Genomic DNA, 16,196 nt, shown 5'->3' with positions numbered 1-16,196 from the left:
CCACCCTCATCAGGACGATCGACACGCGGTGATGCGCCATGCGCTGTGCGCCTTGTCCTGTGCGGTGTGCGGGGCTGCGCGATGAAGGATCCGGGCTGCCCACCACCCGACAGGGCCGGAAATGCCCCTCCGGCAGGGGGTGTGTCCGCCTCGTCCGACTACCGACTTCCGCGTCATTCCTCCAGGTCGTTGGTCCAATTGGCCTGCTGGATCCGATTGTCCAGTTCGCGCAGGCGCCGCGCGACGTCATCCGCGGCCGCACGCAGCGGTGCGACCGGCAGCGCCGCGACCTGCCGCAGTTCGGAGCGCATCTGGCGCATTCCGACCTGATTCGCCCCAGACGCGGCCTCCGCGGCATCCGTCAGAACGGAGTGCTGCAGCCGGAGCACGTCGCGGCTGGCGAGCGCGTCGGTCATGGTGCCGTCATCGCCGAGGTCGAGCCCGGCATTGGTCCTGTTGATGCGGGTGATCAGCTCGCGCAGCTGCCCGAAGGCCTCCTCGGCCTCGACCAGCAGCGCCGCCGGATCCTCCGCCGGCTCCTCGCCCTCCTGATACCGCGCGCTTCCGGTGATCCGTGCGCGCAGCTGCTCGATGCGTCGCTGCAGATCAGCGCGGGCTGCCAGTGCCTCGGCGAGTCTCATGCCGCCATCCTTGCAGACCGTCGAGTCGGGATGCGACGTAACAAACCGTCACACGCCGAGAAATCTGCTACGCATCATCGGCGACGCAGCAGCCCCTGGTGCTCGGGGTGCGCTTCGAACCAATCCGATACGTACCAGCAGACCGCGTCCACCTTCCGATCGCCGCGCAAGGCGATGTCGGCGACAGCCCCCTCCACCACGCGTGCGGCGTGCCCCTGCCCCCGGAAAGTCGGGACTGTGAAGGCTCTCGTGAGGGCGATCGTCGCCCCGTCGTCTCGATAGTCCAGCACGCTGACGAGTTGCCCGTCGTGCAGCAGCGTGTAGCGCGATGCGTCCTTCTCATCGATCAGGACGAAACCGTCTGCGAGGGTCGATTCGGTCACAACCCCACGTTACGCCCGGCTTCCGACAGGGGCTCCGTTTTGACACGGGACGACACGATCCGACATAATCCACCCATGACCACCAACGCACGCCCTTTGTCCGCCCAGGAGGCGAACGGGACTGCCGGGATGATGATGCCCGGCCGCGTTGCCATGTGTTGCCGAATGTGCAGCTGACACCTCAGCCCACCCCGCCCGGCTCGGCCTTCGCGATCTGCGACGCCTGAGCTCCCGAGCATCCACCAGCGTGCTCGCCACCGGCCCTCAAGGTCATTCTCGCAACGCATCAGAGCCCGTCGGCTCACCCTCCCAAGGACTTCATCATCATGTCGAACACCGCTATCCTCGAGCGTCCCTCCGCCACCACCAGCCGTCTGCGCCCCGTCGCCGATGCCCCGGCCGTCGCCGCTGATCTGCCCGCGACCCGATCACCCCGCGGCTTCGCCCTCTACGTCGGTCTCGACGAGATCAAGGCGGCTGAGGCCGGAGTCAGCCTGCCGCTGCTCGTCGACGCCCTGCGCCGCACACTGGCCGAACTCGCCCCCGGCGCCGAGACGCACGCCACCGTCGCGCTCTCTCCCCACGGAGCAGGCGGCCGCGACCTCGATGTCGTCCGTCTCGCTCTGCAGGAGCCCGGCGCCATCGCCCGCACCAAGGCCGCCGAGGAAGAGGCAGCCGAAGAGGACGAGGGCGTGGTCGTCGACATCTCGCGCAAGCGCGTCCTCATCGACGGCGACTCGGCCGCCTTCACCTACAAGGAATTCGAGCTCCTGCAGTATCTCGTGCTCCGCGAAGGCCGCACGATCGAGCGAACCGAACTCGTCGGCGCACTGTGGCAGTCGCCGGATGACGAGACCCCCGGCGAGCGCACGATCGACGTGCACGTCCGCCGCCTGCGCGCCAAGCTCGGCCGCTACGAGGACATCGTGCGCACCGTTCGCGGCGTCGGCTACCGCTTCGACCGCCACGCGGACGTCGTGATCCGCTACGGCCACGGCACCCCCTCGCCCGACCGCTTCTGACCCGCGACGACGCCGCGGGCGATGTCAGCCCCGCGGCGTAGGGTGTTCGCATGACGATGACAGCGGATGCCGAGGCGCACCAGGCCCCGCCGCTGTCGACCGTGTACCGCCCCGGGCATCCGCTGGATCCGGTCCGGACGGTCCGCGTGCTGATGCGCGGCCCCAAGGACCCGACGATGCTGGTCGACGGTGCGACTCTGTGGCGTGCGAGCCGCACGCCGGGCGGCGTCGCGACGCTCGCACTGCGGTCGGTCTCGGGCGAGGTTCATGCGACGGCCTGGGGTCCTGGCGCCGGCTGGGCCCTCGAGCAGCTGCCCGCACTGTGCGGCGCGGAAGACGATGCCACGGGCTTCGATGTCACGGCGGTCCCGATGCTCGCCGAGATCGCCCGTCGGACGGCCGGCATCCGCCTCACCCGCACCGATCTCGTGTTCGACGCCCTGGCGAGCGCCGTGATCGAGCAGAAGGTCACCTCGTTCCAGGCGTTCGGCGCGTGGCGCGTGCTGGTCAGCCGTTTCGGCGACCCGGCACCCGGCCCGACCCCCAGACCGATGTTCGCCCCGCCGACGATCGACGGTTGGCGCGGCATCCCGTCCTGGGCCTGGCATCGAGCGGGGCTCGAACCTCCCCAATCCCGCGCCATCGTGGCCGCGGCCGCACGCGGGCAGCGCATCGCGGACGCCGTCCTGGCCGCACCGAACGGCGCGGATCGCGACCGCATCCTCACGAGCCTGTCCGGCATCGGCGCCTGGACAGCATCCGAGACGCGCATCAGGGCGCTCGGCGACCCGGATGCCGTGAGCGTCGGCGATTATCACCTCGCTCACGAGGTCGGCTTTGCGCTGACCGGTTCACGCGTCGACGACCACGGGATGCTCGAGCTGCTGGCCCCGTGGGCCGGCCACCGGCAGCGCGTGATCCGACTGATCCTCGCCGGAGGTGCTCGCGAACCCCGCCGCGGCCCTCGCCTCGCACCCCAGGACCACCGCCGGCACTGAGGGCTAGGCTGACGGCATGGCAGCGACGAAGAAGCAGCGGTGGACCTGGCTCGGCGGCACGATTCTGCTGCTCGTGCTGGGGGTGGTGATCGGCCTGATCCTGCAGAACGTGTGGCTCGGCATCCTGCTGGCGGCGATCGTGTCGATCGGCTGGCTCATGCTCGTCGAGTCCCGCAAGGGGCACAACAACACCGGGGTGAACGACGAGACCCACGGCATCGAGATCTGAGCGTCAGAACGTCAGCGCGACAGGTCGTCCGTCGATCATCCTGACGTCCACCGGGTGGTCGTAGATCTCACGCAGCACGTCGGTGCGGACGATGTCATCCGGCGCGGCGTCGGCGACGATCCGCCCGTCGCGCATCGCGACGATCCGATCCGCGTGGTGGCCTGCGACGTTGATGTCGTGCAGCACGACGATCACCTTCTTGCCCAGCTCGTCGGCCATGCGACGGATCAACTGCATGATCTCGGCTGCGTGGCGCAGGTCGAGGTTGTTGAGCGGTTCATCCAGCAGCACGTAGCGGGTGTCCTGTGCGAGCACCATCGCGATGAACGCCCGCTGCCGCTGGCCGCCGGACAGTTCGTCCAGGAAGCGCTCCCGGAACGGTGCCAGGTCGAGGTACTCGATCGCCCGGTCGATGTGCGCGCGATCGTCGACCGTGAAGCGTCCCTTGGAATGCGGGAAGCGTCCGAACTCGACCAGGTCGTGCACGGTGAGGCGCGCCGCGATGTGGTTGTCCTGCCGGAGCACGGCGAGGATCTTGGCCAGTTCGCTCGATGATGCCGTGGTGACATCCTCGCCGTCGACGGTGACCCGGCCTTCGTCGGCCGCGATGAGCCGCCCGATCAGACCGAACAGGGTGGACTTGCCCGCACCGTTCGGCCCGATCAGCGCTGTCACCCCTTCGCCGCCGAACTCGAGGGAGACATCGTCGAGCACGACCGTCTTCCCGTAGCGTTTCGTGACGTTCTCGAGCGCGATCATCGCGCCCCCTTTCTGAGGACGAGGAAGAGGAAGAAGAGTCCGCCGGCGAACTCGATGATCATCGAGATGCTTCCCCCGAACCCGAAGATCTGCTCGAGGACGACCTGCCCGCCCAGCAGGCACAGCATCCCGATGAGGGCCGCCGTCGGCAGCGTCCATGCGTGTCGGAACGTCCCGGCCCAGGAGTAGGCCAGGTTGGCGACGATGAGCCCGAAGAACAGGATCGGTCCGACCAGCGCGGTGGATGCCGCGATCATCACCGAGATCAGGGTGAACAGCAGCATGACGAGGCGCCGATGGTCGATGCCGAGTCCGACCGCGGCCGGCTCGCCGAGCGTCAGGACGTCGAGTTTGCGCACCAGCGGGACGATCGCGATGCAGGATGCCGCGACCAGCACGCCGGTGAACAGCAGGAGCATCGGGTCAGGGCGGGTGAGCGAGGCGAACATCGCGTCGGTGAGCACCTGGAAGTCGAGGGGATCCAGCATCCGCTGCATCCACTCCGAGAAGCTGCGGAAGAACGTGCCCAGCACGATGCCGACCAGCAGCATGAGGTGCAGGGATCGCCGCTTGCCGCCGAACATCCACGTGAACAGGAACACGCTGAACGCGACCATGACGACCACCTGCACGACCCACAGCAGCAGTTCGTTCGCACGCAGGAAGGATGCGGAACCGAAGAAGAACACGATGGTCGTCGCGATCAGCACGTAGAAAGCGTCGAAGCCCATGATCGAGGGCGTGAGGATGCGGTTCTGCGTGATCGTGTGGAAGACGACCGTCGATACGCCGACCGCGACCGCCACGACGAGCATCGCGAGGACCGTCAGAGAGCGGATGCGCAAAGCGAAAGCCAGCGAACCCGGCACGTCGGTGAAGAGGTAGACCGCGATGAGCGCGATCACCGTGAGACCCAGAGCGCTCAGGCGCACCCACGGGCGCTTGTGCACCGCCTGCGGCAGGGTCAGGGTGCGAGTGTCAGTGAGCACGACTCCCCTTCCGCAGCAGCAGCCAGAGGAACAGCACCGCGCCGACCACCCCGACGATGACCGACAGGGGGATCTCGTACGGGAAGCGCACGACCCGCGCGAGGATGTCGCAGCCGAGCACGAAGACCCCGCCGAGACCGGCGACCCACGGGATCGAGCGGCGCACGTTGTCGCCGATGCTGAGGCTGACGATGTTCGGAACCACGAGTCCGAGGAACGGGATCATGCCGGCGGTCACGAGCACCGCTGCTGTGATCATCGCGATGATGACCATCCCGATCGCGACGACGCGGCGGTAGTTCAGCCCGAGGTTCGTGGCGAACTCCTCCCCGAGCCCGATCACGCTGAAGCGGTCGGCCGCGATCCACGCGACCACGACCATGGCTGCCGCGATCCAGAGGAACTCGTATCGCCCCTGCATGACGGTCGCGAAGCTGCCCTGGGACCACTGGCCGAGCGACTGCAGCAGGTCGAGCCGATACGCGAAGAACGTCGTGACGGACGCCACGACCCCGCCCAGCATGATGCCCACCAGCGGGACGAGCACGAGTTGGCGGACCGGGATCGCGCGCACGATCCGCAGGAACACCCAGGTCCCGGCGAGAGCGAACACGGCGGCGACGCCCATCTTGCCGACCACGGCGAGTCCGGGCCAGAAGACGGTCGTCACCAGCATCCCGAGCGTGGCGAACTCGCTGACGCCGGTCGTCGACGGTTCGACGAACCGGTTGCGCACCAGCATCTGCATGATGAGTCCTGCGATGCCGAGCGAGGCGCCGACGAGGATCACGGCGATCGTGCGGGGGATCCGGCTGACCAGCAGCAGGAAGGATGCCGTGCTGTCCGGGCCGCCGGCGAACAGCGCGACCGGCGACACGTCGGATGCGCCGATGAACAGGCTCGCGATGGCGAGCAGGACGAAGAGGACGCCGATGAGCACCCCCGCCCAGCGACGCCGATGGCGTGCCGGAGCGGGAGCGCTCGTCGAGGCGGTTGCGGTGAGTGTCACGCGTGGGGGGAGGTGGTCACTCCGCGATCTGCATCACGTCGTCGATGAGCAACTGGGTCGTCTCGATGCCGCCGTAGACGATGTACCACGCCACCGGGTCGAGGTAGACGATCGCGTCGTTCTTCGCGGCAGTGGTCTGCTTCACGATGTCGTTGTCGAGCACCTGCGCTGCGGCACCGGCCTCCGCCTCGCCCGTGGCAGCGTCGCGATCGACGATCCAGAGCGTGTCGGGGTCGTGCTCGAGCAGGAACTCGAACGAGATCGGCTCGCCGTGCGTCGCCGAGGCGACGTCCTCGACGACGGGCTCGACGCCGAACACGTCGTACAGCAGGCCGCCGCGCACGTTCGCGCTGCCGCCATCGGCGCTGGAGGGCGCCATGGCACTGAGCTCGCCGCCCGACACGATCACGGCGAGGCCGTCGCCCGCCTCAGCGGTGGCTTCCTTGGCCTCGTCGATGCCCGCTTCGAGATCGGCGAGTGCCTCGGCCGCCTCGTCCTCGGCGCCGAGCACTTCCCCGAGGAAGGTCACGTTGCGCTCGAGGGTCTCGAGGTAGGTGCCGGTGATGCCCAGGTCGATCGTCGGCGCGATCTCGCTCAACTCCTCGTACAGGCCGGAGGAGCGTCCGCCGATGATGATCAGGTCCGGCTGCTGCGCCTCGATCTCGATGAGATCGGCTTCGAACAGGGTTCCGGAGCTGAAGGCGTCGTCGGCGAGGCTGTCCTGCAGGTACTCGGGCACGAAGTCCAGCGGCGCACCGGCGACCTCGCCACCCAGGGCGCCGATGGTGTCGACGGTCGCCATCTCGAACGCGACGATCTTCTTCGGGTCCTTGGGCACCTCGACGGTCTCGGTCTCGTAGACCGGCTCCTCGTCCTCACCGGCGGTGTTGCGCTCCCACGAATAGGTGACGGTGCTCGCTTCGGATGATTCCTCCTCGGCTGCGGGCGCGGGTTCCGCACTCGCACAGCCGGCGAGCGCAAGCGCTGAGATGAGGACGAAGGATGCTGCGGCAAGCGGCCGGCGCGAGGACATGGTTCTCCCTGAGACGATGGACAACGGATCAAGAGAAGGTAAGGTAAGCCTCACCTGCTCAGATGTAGGCTAGCCTAACTTCCATGACCTCGTCGAACTCGCCCTTCCGCATCGAGCGCCGTATGAACGACCTGCGCTTCCGTACCGTCTCGCTCGCCGCAAGGGAGCAGCTGGCGCCGAATTACGTGCGGATCCGCGTGGAGGGCAGCGAACTGGCGGGGTTCGACTCCCCCGGCGCCGACGACCACATGCGCCTGTTCTTCCCGGCCGAGATGCCGGACACGATCGAGGAGCTGCGCGCCGCGCCGAGCCGCGAGTACACGCCGTTGTTCTGGGGGGATGGCTGGCTCGAGGTCGAGTTCGCCGCGCACGGGGATGAGGGTGTCGCAGCCCCGTGGGCGGCGACCGCGCCGCTCGGTGCGCGGATCGGAGTCGGCGGCCCGCGCGGCTCCGCCGTCGTGACCGGTACGCCGGGGAGTTGGATGCTGGTGGGCGACGAGACGGCGATCCCCGCGATCCGTCGCTTCGCCGCACAAATCGGCGATGCGCCCGCACGCATCGTTATCGAGGTCCGCGGGGCGGAGGACGAGATCGCGATCGACGCCCCCGTGGCCGTCGAGTGGCTGCACCGCGGTGACGCGCCATCGGGATCCGTGCTCATCGCCTTCCTGGATTCCCTGCAGGCGTCGGATGCCGTCGGCGAGCACCCGTTCGTGTTCATCGCCGCGGAGCAGACGATCGTCAAGCCGGGCCGCGCACTGCTCGAACGGTGGGGCATCGACACGGCGCATGCCGTCGTCAAGGGCTACTGGAAGCGCGGCGAGGCGGAGTACCACGCACCGCACTGAGCCCCGAGAAGTGTCGGCGCTGCCTGCCACGACGGCATCCGTTTCGAGTTCATGCACAACCCGGCAGGGCGGGACTGAGAAGATGGGCGCATGAGGATCGCCGTCGCCGGAGGCACCGGGGTCGTCGGACGCCCCACTGTCGAAGCCGTCCGCGCCGCCGGGCATGAAGCCGTCGTCCTGAGCCGCTCCACCGGCGCCGACCTCGTCACCGATCGAGGACTGGACGCCGCACTCGACGGTGCCGACGCCGTCATCGACACCGCGAACATCACGACGCTGAAGGCCACCGAGGCCGTGGAATTCTTCACCGCGGCGACGGGCAATCTCGTGACGGCGGCCGCGGAGGCGGGGGTCGGGCACATCGTGCTGCTGTCGATCGTGGGCATCGATCGGATGCCGGTCGACTACTACGCCGGCAAGCTCGCGCAGGAGAAGATCGTCGAGACGTCGACGGTTCCGTGGACCATCCTGCGCGCGACGCAGTTCCACGAGTTCGCCGGACAGATGTACGACCGAGCGAAGGTCGGCCCGTTGCACCTCGCCCTGCGAGCACGCACGCAGCCCGTCGCGGCGCGGGAGGTCGCAGCGCGACTCGTCGAGCTGGCCACCGGCCCCGCGCAGGGCCGCGCCCGTGACCTCGCCGGCCCGCGCGAGGAGGCGCTGGACGACATGATCATCGCGTTCGCCCGCGCCAATGGCCACCGCGGCTGGATCCCTCGGGTCAGCCTGCCGACCGCGCAGATGAAGGGCATGCGGGCCGGGCTCGCTCTCCCCGGCCCGGAAGCCGATCTCACCACGCAGACATTCGCCGACTGGCTCACGCAGCGCTGACGCCATGGCACGAATCGACGAAGCGGACCGGCATGTCGCCGCCCCGGCGCACCCGACAGGCTCGGGGATCCTCGTGCTCGCGGGGTCCAGCGGACGGATCGAAGCGGACCGCGCTGACCTGTTCGCCCGGCACGGCATCCGTGCGCACGCGATCCGCTGGTTCGGTGGTCGCGGTCAGCGTCCGGTCCCGCACGAGGTGCCGCTGGAGCTGTTCGTCGACGAGGTCGCCCTGCTGCGCGAATACTGCGAGCGGGTGGCGATTCTCGGCACCTCGTTCGGCGCGGAGGCTGCGCTGCTGACCGCGACGCGGACGCCGCTGGATGCCGTGATCGCCGTCGCTCCGACGAGCGTGGTGTGGCCAGGCATCCTGAACGGATCGTGGTCCTCGCACTGGACCGAAGGCGGCGCCCCGCTGCCGTGGGTGCCGTTCGTCGACGACTGGGCGGCGACGACAGATCCGCCGGAATTCCTCGGCCTGTACACGGACAGTCTGGATCGACATCGCGTCGAAGCCGCCGAGATCCCCGTCGAGCGCATCCTGGGCGATCTGCTCCTCGTCGTCGGCGAGGATGACCGGGTGTGGCCGAGCGCGTGGTTCGCCGACGAGATCGCCACCCGCCGCGCGGCCGCGGGGCGGAAGACCGATGTGCTGCGGCATCCGCTGGCAGGGCATCGCGTGCCGTTCCCCGGCGAGCCTGTCGCGCTGGGCGGACAGCGCATGGCCCGCGGCGGTTCGCCCGAGGCGGATGCCGAGCTGGGCGCTCTGGCGTGGGATGCCGCCCTCGCCCGCGTTCTCGGGACGACACGCCCGAGCTGATAAGCTCGCCCGCATGGGTTCGATAACGTCCAGCGCGCCGTTCGACGCGCGCTGCTTCACCTTCCGCGACCGCCGCGCCTGACGGCGCGCTGACAGTCGTACTTCCACGCCTCCGCGCGTCGTTTCCCGGATGTCCTGCACCCGGAAGCGCGTTCGCCGTGCCTTCGCACGCCCGCTCACGGGTGCTCCCTTCCTTCGATCGGAGCGCACCATGCGACCTCATTCCCCCATCGGCGGCCGCCACGAACTCGGCCAGAACTTCCTCACCCACCGTCCGACCCTCCAGCGCGTCGCCGACCTCGTCGCCGAAACCGAAGGGCCGATCCTCGAGCTCGGCGCCGGCGACGGCGCGATCACCGAGCGCCTCGTCCGACTCGGTCGGGATGTGCGGGCGATCGACATCGACGCCCGCCGTGTCGCGCGGCTCAGGAAGCGCCTGCCCGCGGCATCCGTGCAGGTCGCCGACGCCCTGCGCGAGCCCCTGGACCGACCGGTCATCGTCGGGAACATCCCGTTCCACCTGACGACCCCGATACTGCGGCGGATGCTGAGCCACGACGGCTGGCATCACGCGGTGCTGCTCACCCAGTGGGAGGTCGCGCGCAAGCGCGCCGGCGTCGGCGGGGCGACCATGATGACCGCGCAGGCAGGGCCATGGTTCACGTTCGAGCTGCACGACCGTGTGCCCGCGGCGCGGTTCCAGCCCATGCCTGCTGTCGACGGAGGCCTCCTCACGGTGACCCGACGTCGTAGGCCGCTGATCCCCTCGCGAGATCGACGACGGTATGAAGGCTTCGTGGCCGCGGTCTTCCGCAGCCGTGGCCATGGGATGCTGCAGATCCTGCGTGTCATCGGGCATCCGACTTCACGCGCCCTGACAGCCCTGAGCGATGCCGGCATCGCCAGGAATGCCCTCCCGCGCGACGTGCGCCCCGAGCAGTGGGCGACGCTGTGGGCCCGCCTCGTCTCCGTGGAAGAACGAAGGGCGAGACAATAGACGGGTGAGTCTGTTCGCGTTCGGCCCATCACGCGGTCCACGGTGGCCGATCGGCCTTCAGGCGGCGATCGGCCTCGCGGGTCCGATCGCGATCATGACGCTGCTCGGCCAGCCCTCGCTGGGGTACATCGCCGCCTCCGGCGCCTTCACGGTGCTGTTCGTCGGCTCGTCCCCCGTCGTGGAGCGCGCCAAAGTCCTGCCGTTCGTCGCCGCGGGGCTCATCGCCGGTGCCGCCCTCGGGTTGCTGGCGGCGCCGAACATGTGGCTCGTACTGGCCGGCGTCGCGGCCGTCGCGATCGGCAGCGCGGCGCTGGCGTTCGGGTTCCGTCTCGGCCCGCCAGGTCCACTGTTCTTCGTGCTCGTGTTCGGCCTGTCGGCGCACGTCGTCACGAGCGCTCCGATCGCGCCGGCGGTCTACCTCACCGCGTTCGCGGCCGGGTGCGCGTTCTCGTACCTGGTCGCCGTCTCGCCGCTGCTGCTGCGTCCGCGATCGGTCGCCGCGCGACCGCTGCGGGAGATGCTCCCGGGTCCCGCCCTGGACGCGGATGGGCGGATGCTCCTGCTGCGGGTCGCGATCGTCTCGGTGATCGGCGTACTGCTGGCGCTCATCGTCGATCCGACACGCAGTTACTGGGTCGTCGGAGGGGCGGTCGCGGTCATCGGTGTTGCGGCCGACCGCACGGCCGCGCTGCAACGAGGGCTCCACCGGATGCTGGGCACACTCGTCGGCGCCGCGCTGTACACGCTGCTGGCGCTGCTGCACCCCGCCGGCCTGTGGCTCGCGCTGCTGCTCGGCATCCTGCAGTTCCTCATCGAGCTCGTGGTCGTCCGCCACTACGCCCTGGCGCTGGTCTTCATCACGCCGCTCGTACTGCTGCTGACAGGAGCCGCGACCGGTGAGATCGGCGACATGTCGATCGCCCTCGAGAGGATCGTCGACACCGTCGTCGGGGCGGCGCTGGGCGCGGCATCCGGCTTCCTGCACCCACGGCGCCCCTGACCCGGGAACACCCCGGCACGGTTCGCGGTTGACTCGGACATGGAGATCACGCTCGCCACCTCGGCGTTCTGCGGAGCCTGCACGCGCACCAGAGCCGTGATCGCCGACGCTGCACGCTTCCTGCCGGACGCGACGGTGACCGAGATCGACGTCGCCAGGGATCCGGATGCTGCGGAGGCCCTGGACATCCGCTTCACGCCGACCGTGATCGTCCGCGATGCCGCAGGCGTGCAGACCTTCCGCGCGGAGGGCGTGCCGACCGTGCCGCAGATGCTCGCCGCAGCCGTGACGGCTCTCCCCGACTGATCAGTTCGCGAGTCTGAGGGTCTCCGGGGACGCGGCCGCGAGGACGGCGGCGGTTGCCACGATGACCTCGCGCATCGCGGCGGCAGCCCTGGTGGGGTGCACGTCCGAGCGGTGCGCGATGCTGATCGTCCTGGTCAGCTGCGGTTCGACCAGCCGCACCGAGCGCAGGTTCGGCCGGTCCAGGAGCACGGTCGCCGGGACGACCGCGACGCCGAGTCCCCGCTCGACGAAGCGCAGGACGGCATCCATCTCCGCCCCTTCGATGACGGTCGTCGGTGCGAGGCCTGCTGCCCGGAACGCGGCATCCGTCGCGGCGCGCAGATCATAGCTCTCCGCGAAGGCGACGAGCGGCAGCGTCGCCAGCCGAGCGAGGTCCACCGCGGCATCCGCGATGGGTGGTGCCGACGTCGCTGACACGACCACGAGCTCCTCGGTGAGCAGCGGAGTGCGCACCAGCGCCGGCTCCCCCGCAGCCAGCCCCTCGGACAGCGTGATGAGCGCCATATCCAGCTCGCCCGCCGTGAGGCGCTCGATGAGCAGCCGCGAGCCGGCCTCGGTCAGCTGCAGACCGATACCGGGGTGCGCCGGATGGAACGCACTCATGGCCTCGGCGACGAGGCCGACGCAGAGCGTCGGTGTCGCGCCCAGGCGCACTCGGCCGCGCTGCAGCCCGGCGAGCTCGCCCATCTCCACGCGGATGGCGTCGGCGTCGGCCAGCATCCGGCGAGCGCGCGGAAGCAGGGTCTCACCGGCGGCCGTCAGCGTGATGTTGCCCCGCGCTCGATGGAAGAGCTCGCCGCCCACCTCCTGCTCGAGCGTGGCGATCTGGCGGCTCAGCGACGGCTGCGCGACGTGGAGCGTCTCGGCCGCACGCGTGAAGTGTCCGATCTCGGCGACGGCGACGAAGCCCCGCAGCTGCTCCAGATTCATACCTTCAGGCTATCGTGATCATGAGAACAATTCATTGGAGTTATCGAGCGCTTCTTTCTAGCGTGGAAGGCATGAGCACTCGCGAACGGCAGATCTCCACCACCGTCCTCGTCATCGGCACCGGCGGCTCCGGCCTGCGCGCTGCGATCGAGGTCGCCGAGCAGGGCGTCGACGTCCTCGCCGTCGGCAAGCGTCATCGTGACGATGCGCACACCTCGCTCGCGGCCGGCGGCATCAACGCGGCGCTGGGAACGATGGATGCCGAGGACAGCTGGCAGCAGCACGCGGCGGACACGATCACCGAGAGCTACCTGCTCGCCAATCCCCACACGGTCGAGGTCGTCACGCGGGGCGCCGAGCGCGGCATCCGGGATCTGGAGCGCTGGGGCATGGACTTCGCCCGCGAGGCCGACGGGCGCATCTCGCAGCGCTTCTTCGGCGCGCACACGTTCCGGCGCACGGCCTTCGCCGGCGACTACACCGGGCTCGAGATCCAGCGCACGCTCGTCCGGCGGGCAGAGCAGTTGGACGTCCCGATCCTCGACGGCGTGTACATCACGCGCATCCTCGTGAAGGACAACGTCGTCTTCGGCGCCTACGGCTTCGATCAGGCCGACGGCACTCGGTACCTGATCCATGCGGATGCCGTGATCCTGGCCGCTGGCGGTCACAACCGGATCTGGCGGCGCACCTCGTCGCGCCGCGATGAGAACACCGGCGACTCGTTCCGCCTGGCCGTCGAGGCCGGCGCGCGACTGCGCGACCCCGAGCTCGTGCAGTTCCACCCGTCCGGCATCATCGAGCCGGAGAACGCGGCGGGAACGCTCATCTCCGGGGCGGCACGCGGCGAGGGAGGCATCCTGCGCAACGCCCTCGGCGAGCGCTTCATGGCGAACTACGACCCGGACCGCATGGAGCTGTCCACCCGCGACCGTGTCGCGCTGGCGGCGTACACCGAGATCCAGGAGGGACGCGGCACACCGAACGGCGGCGTGTGGCTGGACGTCTCGCATCTGCCGCGCGAGACGATCATGACCAGGCTCCCCCGCGTGTACCAGACGATGCTCGAGCTGCAGATGCTCGACATCACCACGGATCCGATCGAGATCGCGCCGACGGCCCACTACTCGATGGGCGGCGTCTGGGTGCGCCCGGAGGATCACAGCACCGACGTCGACGGCCTCTACGCGATCGGCGAGGCGTCCAGCGGGCTGCACGGCGCGAACCGGCTCGGCGGCAACTCGCTGATCGAACTGCTCGTCTACGGCCGGTTGGTCGGTCAGGCCGCGATCGCGCACGCGGCCGGCCTGGATGCCCAGCACCGGTCGTCGGATGCCGTGGCGCAGGCTCGTGCGGAGATCGACGATCTGCTCGCCGCCGACGGACGCGAGAACGTGCGAGCCCTGCAGCGCGCGATCCGCAATACGATGACCGAGCACGTCGGCGTCGTGCGGAGCGAGGAGGGCCTGCGGGCAGGCCTCGCCGAGCTCGACATCATCGAGGGGCGCATGGCGGACATCGGCATCCATCCGGATATCGCCGGGTTCCAGGATCTCGCGCACGCCTTCGATCTGAAGGCGTCGGCGCTCGCGGCCCGCGCGACACTGGAGGCCGCCCGGGAGCGTCGCGAGACCCGCGGATGCCACAACCGCAGCGACTTCCCCGACACCGATCCGACCCTGCAGGTGAACCTCGTCTGGTCGCCGGCGACGGGTGTCACCCGCGAAGAGATCCCCGAGGTGCCCGCCGAGATCGCCGCCCTGATGCGCGACGTCGACACGGCGGGCAAGCTCGTCGAGTGAGTGCGGGCCCTGCCAGACTGGTGCGCATGCCCGTTCTCGATCATCTCGGCGTCACGGTCGCCGACCTCCCCCGCGGCATCGCGCAGTTCGATGCCGTCCTCACCGCCCTGGGCTTCGAGAAGGAGGGCGAGAAGGTCGATTCCGTGGCCTGGTACCGGGAGGGCGAGACCGAGATCATCGTGTTCGCCGCGCGTGAGGACGACATCGGCCCCCACCGGCACGGACGTGTCGGCTGGCAGCATCTCGCGTTCTCAGTCGACTCCCGCGCAGAGGTCGACCGGCTGCATGCGGTCGCCGTGGATGCCGGGTGGAACATCGTCCGCGAGCCGAAGCCGTACCCGCGGTTCAGCGAGCGGTACTACGCCTCGTTCGTCGAGGACGACAACGGCATCCGCATCGAATTCATGCACAACCCGCCGCGTGAGGCGGACTGACGCGAGACATCAGGCCGAGAGCACGGAGAGGATGTTGCCCGCCGGATCGGTGAACCATGCGATGTCGGGTCCGTGACCTGCGACCTTCCCTCGCATGATGCCCTTCTCATCCTGCGGCATGCCGTCGTAACGCTGCCTCGTGATCCCCGAAGTGCCCGCCGAGATCGCCGCCCTGATGCGCGACGTCGACACGGTCGGCAAGCTCGTGGAGTGAGTCGTCGCCGGGCAGCATTGATTGTCGGCGGCACGCGACGCACACTGGTTGCATCCACGCATTTCCGACGAAGGAGCGAACGTGCCGAACCTCAACCCTTACCTGTCCTTCCGCGACTCCGCCCGTGAGGCGATGGAGTTCTACCAAGGCGTCCTCGGCGGCGACCTCGCCGTGAGCGCATTCGGCGAAATGCCCGACAGCGGGGCGGTAGCGGGAGAGGAGAACCTCGTGATGCACGCGCAGTTGAACGCTCAGGGCGGGCTCGTGCTCATGGCGTCGGACACGCCAACCGGCATGGAGTACGAGACGCCGCAGGGGATCTCGGTTTCGCTCAGCGGCGGCTCAGTGGACTCCGATTACCTGCACCGCGCATGGGACGGCCTCGTCGCCGGCGGGACAACCACGATCCCGCTGAGTGCCGCCCCGTGGGGCGGCGAGTTCGGCATGCTCGTCGACCGCTTCGGCATCTCGTGGATGGTCGCGATCGAGGACTCGTTCGCGTCGTCGCCCCAGTGAGCCGATCAGCGCCGCGTCACGTCAGTCCGACAGGACGGAGAGGATGTTTCCCGCCGGGTCGGTGAACCATGCGATATCGGGTCCTTGACCTGCGGCCTTCCCTCGCATGATGCCCTTCTCATCCTGCGGCATGCCGTCGTAGCGCTGCATCGTGACGCCCTTCGCGACGAGCTCGTCCACGACGGCGTCGATGTCCTCCACCGGGAAGTTGAGGATCGTGAACGTCGCCGGTCGGTGGTCGTCCTTCGGGTAGATGAGCACGGCGCCGCCCTTCGGCAGCTGCACCGAGAGCAGGCCGCCGCCCGCGTCTTCGACGACGAGGCCCAGCACACCCTCGTAGAAAACACGTGAGGCCTCGACATCGTTGGATGACATGCCGCTGAACGCGTCGGAATTCTCGAACATCGCTGCTCCTTCGATGGGGTGTTCCCCACCTTT

21 protein-coding genes are annotated in these 16,196 nt (G+C 69.1%); 12 read left to right on the top strand and 9 right to left on the bottom strand.

Annotated elements, in window-relative coordinates:
• Positions 1 to 173: 173 nt before the first annotated feature.
• On the bottom strand, positions 174 to 641 hold the full coding sequence (locus AC3ANJ_RS04355) for a DIP1984 family protein (protein WP_488318402.1): 468 nt from the start codon (positions 639 to 641) through the stop codon (positions 174 to 176).
• A 74-nt stretch (positions 642 to 715) separates the two neighbouring features.
• Entirely contained in the window at positions 716 to 1,024 is a 309-nt protein-coding gene (locus tag AC3ANJ_RS04350) for a GNAT family N-acetyltransferase (RefSeq protein ID WP_488318401.1), read from the bottom strand.
• A 326-nt stretch (positions 1,025 to 1,350) separates the two neighbouring features.
• Here AC3ANJ_RS04350 and AC3ANJ_RS04345 point away from each other — a divergent pair, with 326 nt between their 5' ends.
• Genes AC3ANJ_RS04345 through AC3ANJ_RS04335 form a run of 3 tightly spaced genes read left to right on the top strand, consistent with a single transcriptional unit; the run spans position 1,351 to position 3,273 of the window.
• Positions 1,351 to 2,046 (top strand): winged helix-turn-helix domain-containing protein, encoded by a 696-nt coding sequence (locus AC3ANJ_RS04345; protein WP_488318400.1) that lies wholly within the window; start codon positions 1,351 to 1,353, stop codon positions 2,044 to 2,046.
• A gap of 50 nt (positions 2,047 to 2,096) precedes the next feature.
• Entirely contained in the window at positions 2,097 to 3,044 is a 948-nt protein-coding gene (locus AC3ANJ_RS04340; RefSeq protein ID WP_488318399.1) for a DNA-3-methyladenine glycosylase family protein, read from the top strand.
• Between the two features lie 16 nt (positions 3,045 to 3,060).
• Entirely contained in the window at positions 3,061 to 3,273 is a 213-nt protein-coding gene (locus AC3ANJ_RS04335) for a hypothetical protein (RefSeq protein ID WP_406246583.1), read from the top strand.
• Positions 3,274 to 3,276: 3 nt separating this feature from the next.
• On the opposite strand, the gene AC3ANJ_RS04330 is transcribed toward AC3ANJ_RS04335, so the two are convergent.
• Genes AC3ANJ_RS04330 through AC3ANJ_RS04315 form a run of 4 tightly spaced genes read right to left on the bottom strand, consistent with a single transcriptional unit; the run spans position 3,277 to position 7,063 of the window.
• Positions 3,277 to 4,032, bottom strand: coding sequence for an iron ABC transporter ATP-binding protein (locus tag AC3ANJ_RS04330; RefSeq protein WP_488318398.1), 756 nt, complete (start codon positions 4,030 to 4,032; stop codon positions 3,277 to 3,279).
• Positions 4,029 to 5,021 carry an iron chelate uptake ABC transporter family permease subunit gene (locus AC3ANJ_RS04325; RefSeq protein WP_488318397.1) on the bottom strand — a complete coding sequence of 331 codons (993 nt, stop codon included), beginning with the start codon at positions 5,019 to 5,021 and terminating at the stop codon, positions 4,029 to 4,031. The genes AC3ANJ_RS04330 and AC3ANJ_RS04325 overlap by 4 nt, the downstream gene beginning before the upstream one ends.
• Positions 5,011 to 6,030 (bottom strand): ABC transporter permease, encoded by a 1,020-nt coding sequence (locus AC3ANJ_RS04320; RefSeq protein ID WP_488318396.1) that lies wholly within the window; start codon positions 6,028 to 6,030, stop codon positions 5,011 to 5,013. Before AC3ANJ_RS04320 ends, AC3ANJ_RS04325 begins: the two co-directional genes overlap by 11 nt.
• Before the next feature lie 16 nt (positions 6,031 to 6,046).
• Positions 6,047 to 7,063, bottom strand: a complete 1,017-nt coding sequence (locus tag AC3ANJ_RS04315; protein ID WP_488318395.1) for a siderophore ABC transporter substrate-binding protein — start codon at positions 7,061 to 7,063, stop codon at positions 6,047 to 6,049.
• Between the two features lie 83 nt (positions 7,064 to 7,146).
• On the opposite strand from AC3ANJ_RS04315, the gene AC3ANJ_RS04310 reads away from it, so the two are divergent.
• The 6 genes from AC3ANJ_RS04310 to AC3ANJ_RS04285 all read left to right on the top strand — a co-directional run bounded on the left by AC3ANJ_RS04310 (position 7,147) and on the right by AC3ANJ_RS04285 (position 11,862).
• A complete protein-coding gene (locus tag AC3ANJ_RS04310) occupies positions 7,147 to 7,911 on the top strand; it encodes a siderophore-interacting protein (RefSeq protein ID WP_488318394.1) in 765 nt (254 codons plus the stop codon).
• Positions 7,912 to 8,001: 90 nt separating this feature from the next.
• Complete coding sequence (locus AC3ANJ_RS04305; RefSeq protein WP_488318393.1) at positions 8,002 to 8,742, top strand: SDR family oxidoreductase; 741 nt, start codon at positions 8,002 to 8,004, stop codon at positions 8,740 to 8,742.
• 4 nt (positions 8,743 to 8,746) lie between these two features.
• A complete protein-coding gene (locus tag AC3ANJ_RS04300) occupies positions 8,747 to 9,559 on the top strand; it encodes an acyl-CoA thioester hydrolase/BAAT C-terminal domain-containing protein (protein ID WP_488318392.1) in 813 nt (270 codons plus the stop codon).
• Positions 9,560 to 9,770: 211 nt separating this feature from the next.
• Entirely contained in the window at positions 9,771 to 10,556 is a 786-nt protein-coding gene (erm, locus tag AC3ANJ_RS04295) for a 23S ribosomal RNA methyltransferase Erm (protein WP_488318391.1), read from the top strand.
• 4 nt (positions 10,557 to 10,560) lie between these two features.
• Positions 10,561 to 11,556, top strand: a complete 996-nt coding sequence (locus tag AC3ANJ_RS04290) for an FUSC family protein (RefSeq protein WP_488318390.1) — start codon at positions 10,561 to 10,563, stop codon at positions 11,554 to 11,556.
• Positions 11,557 to 11,595: 39 nt separating this feature from the next.
• Entirely contained in the window at positions 11,596 to 11,862 is a 267-nt protein-coding gene (locus AC3ANJ_RS04285; RefSeq protein ID WP_488318389.1) for a glutaredoxin family protein, read from the top strand.
• Here the strand turns inward: AC3ANJ_RS04285 and AC3ANJ_RS04280 are convergent, their stop codons facing one another.
• Positions 11,863 to 12,792, bottom strand: coding sequence for a LysR family transcriptional regulator (locus AC3ANJ_RS04280; RefSeq protein WP_488318388.1), 930 nt, complete (start codon positions 12,790 to 12,792; stop codon positions 11,863 to 11,865).
• Between the two features lie 71 nt (positions 12,793 to 12,863).
• Between AC3ANJ_RS04280 and AC3ANJ_RS04275 the strand changes: the two genes are divergently transcribed.
• Together AC3ANJ_RS04275 and AC3ANJ_RS04270 are read left to right on the top strand one after the other, a co-directional pair.
• Entirely contained in the window at positions 12,864 to 14,594 is a 1,731-nt protein-coding gene (locus AC3ANJ_RS04275; RefSeq protein ID WP_488318387.1) for an L-aspartate oxidase, read from the top strand.
• A gap of 26 nt (positions 14,595 to 14,620) precedes the next feature.
• On the top strand, positions 14,621 to 15,028 hold the full coding sequence (locus AC3ANJ_RS04270) for a VOC family protein (protein ID WP_488318386.1): 408 nt from the start codon (positions 14,621 to 14,623) through the stop codon (positions 15,026 to 15,028).
• Positions 15,029 to 15,037: 9 nt separating this feature from the next.
• On the opposite strand, the gene AC3ANJ_RS04265 is transcribed toward AC3ANJ_RS04270, so the two are convergent.
• Positions 15,038 to 15,220, bottom strand: a complete 183-nt coding sequence (locus tag AC3ANJ_RS04265) for a hypothetical protein (protein WP_488318385.1) — start codon at positions 15,218 to 15,220, stop codon at positions 15,038 to 15,040.
• Between the two features lie 103 nt (positions 15,221 to 15,323).
• On the opposite strand from AC3ANJ_RS04265, the gene AC3ANJ_RS04260 reads away from it, so the two are divergent.
• On the top strand, positions 15,324 to 15,758 hold the full coding sequence (locus AC3ANJ_RS04260; RefSeq protein WP_488318384.1) for a VOC family protein: 435 nt from the start codon (positions 15,324 to 15,326) through the stop codon (positions 15,756 to 15,758).
• 21 nt (positions 15,759 to 15,779) lie between these two features.
• Here AC3ANJ_RS04260 and AC3ANJ_RS04255 read toward each other — a convergent pair whose 3' ends face one another.
• Positions 15,780 to 16,163 (bottom strand): VOC family protein, encoded by a 384-nt coding sequence (locus AC3ANJ_RS04255; RefSeq protein WP_488318383.1) that lies wholly within the window; start codon positions 16,161 to 16,163, stop codon positions 15,780 to 15,782.
• Positions 16,164 to 16,196 lie beyond the last annotated feature (33 nt).

The sequence above is a fragment of the Microbacterium sp. STRO-1N genome (genome assembly GCF_057748015.1).
Note: the sequence above shows the minus strand (reverse complement) of the source record. Positions and strands in the feature narration are given on the sequence as shown.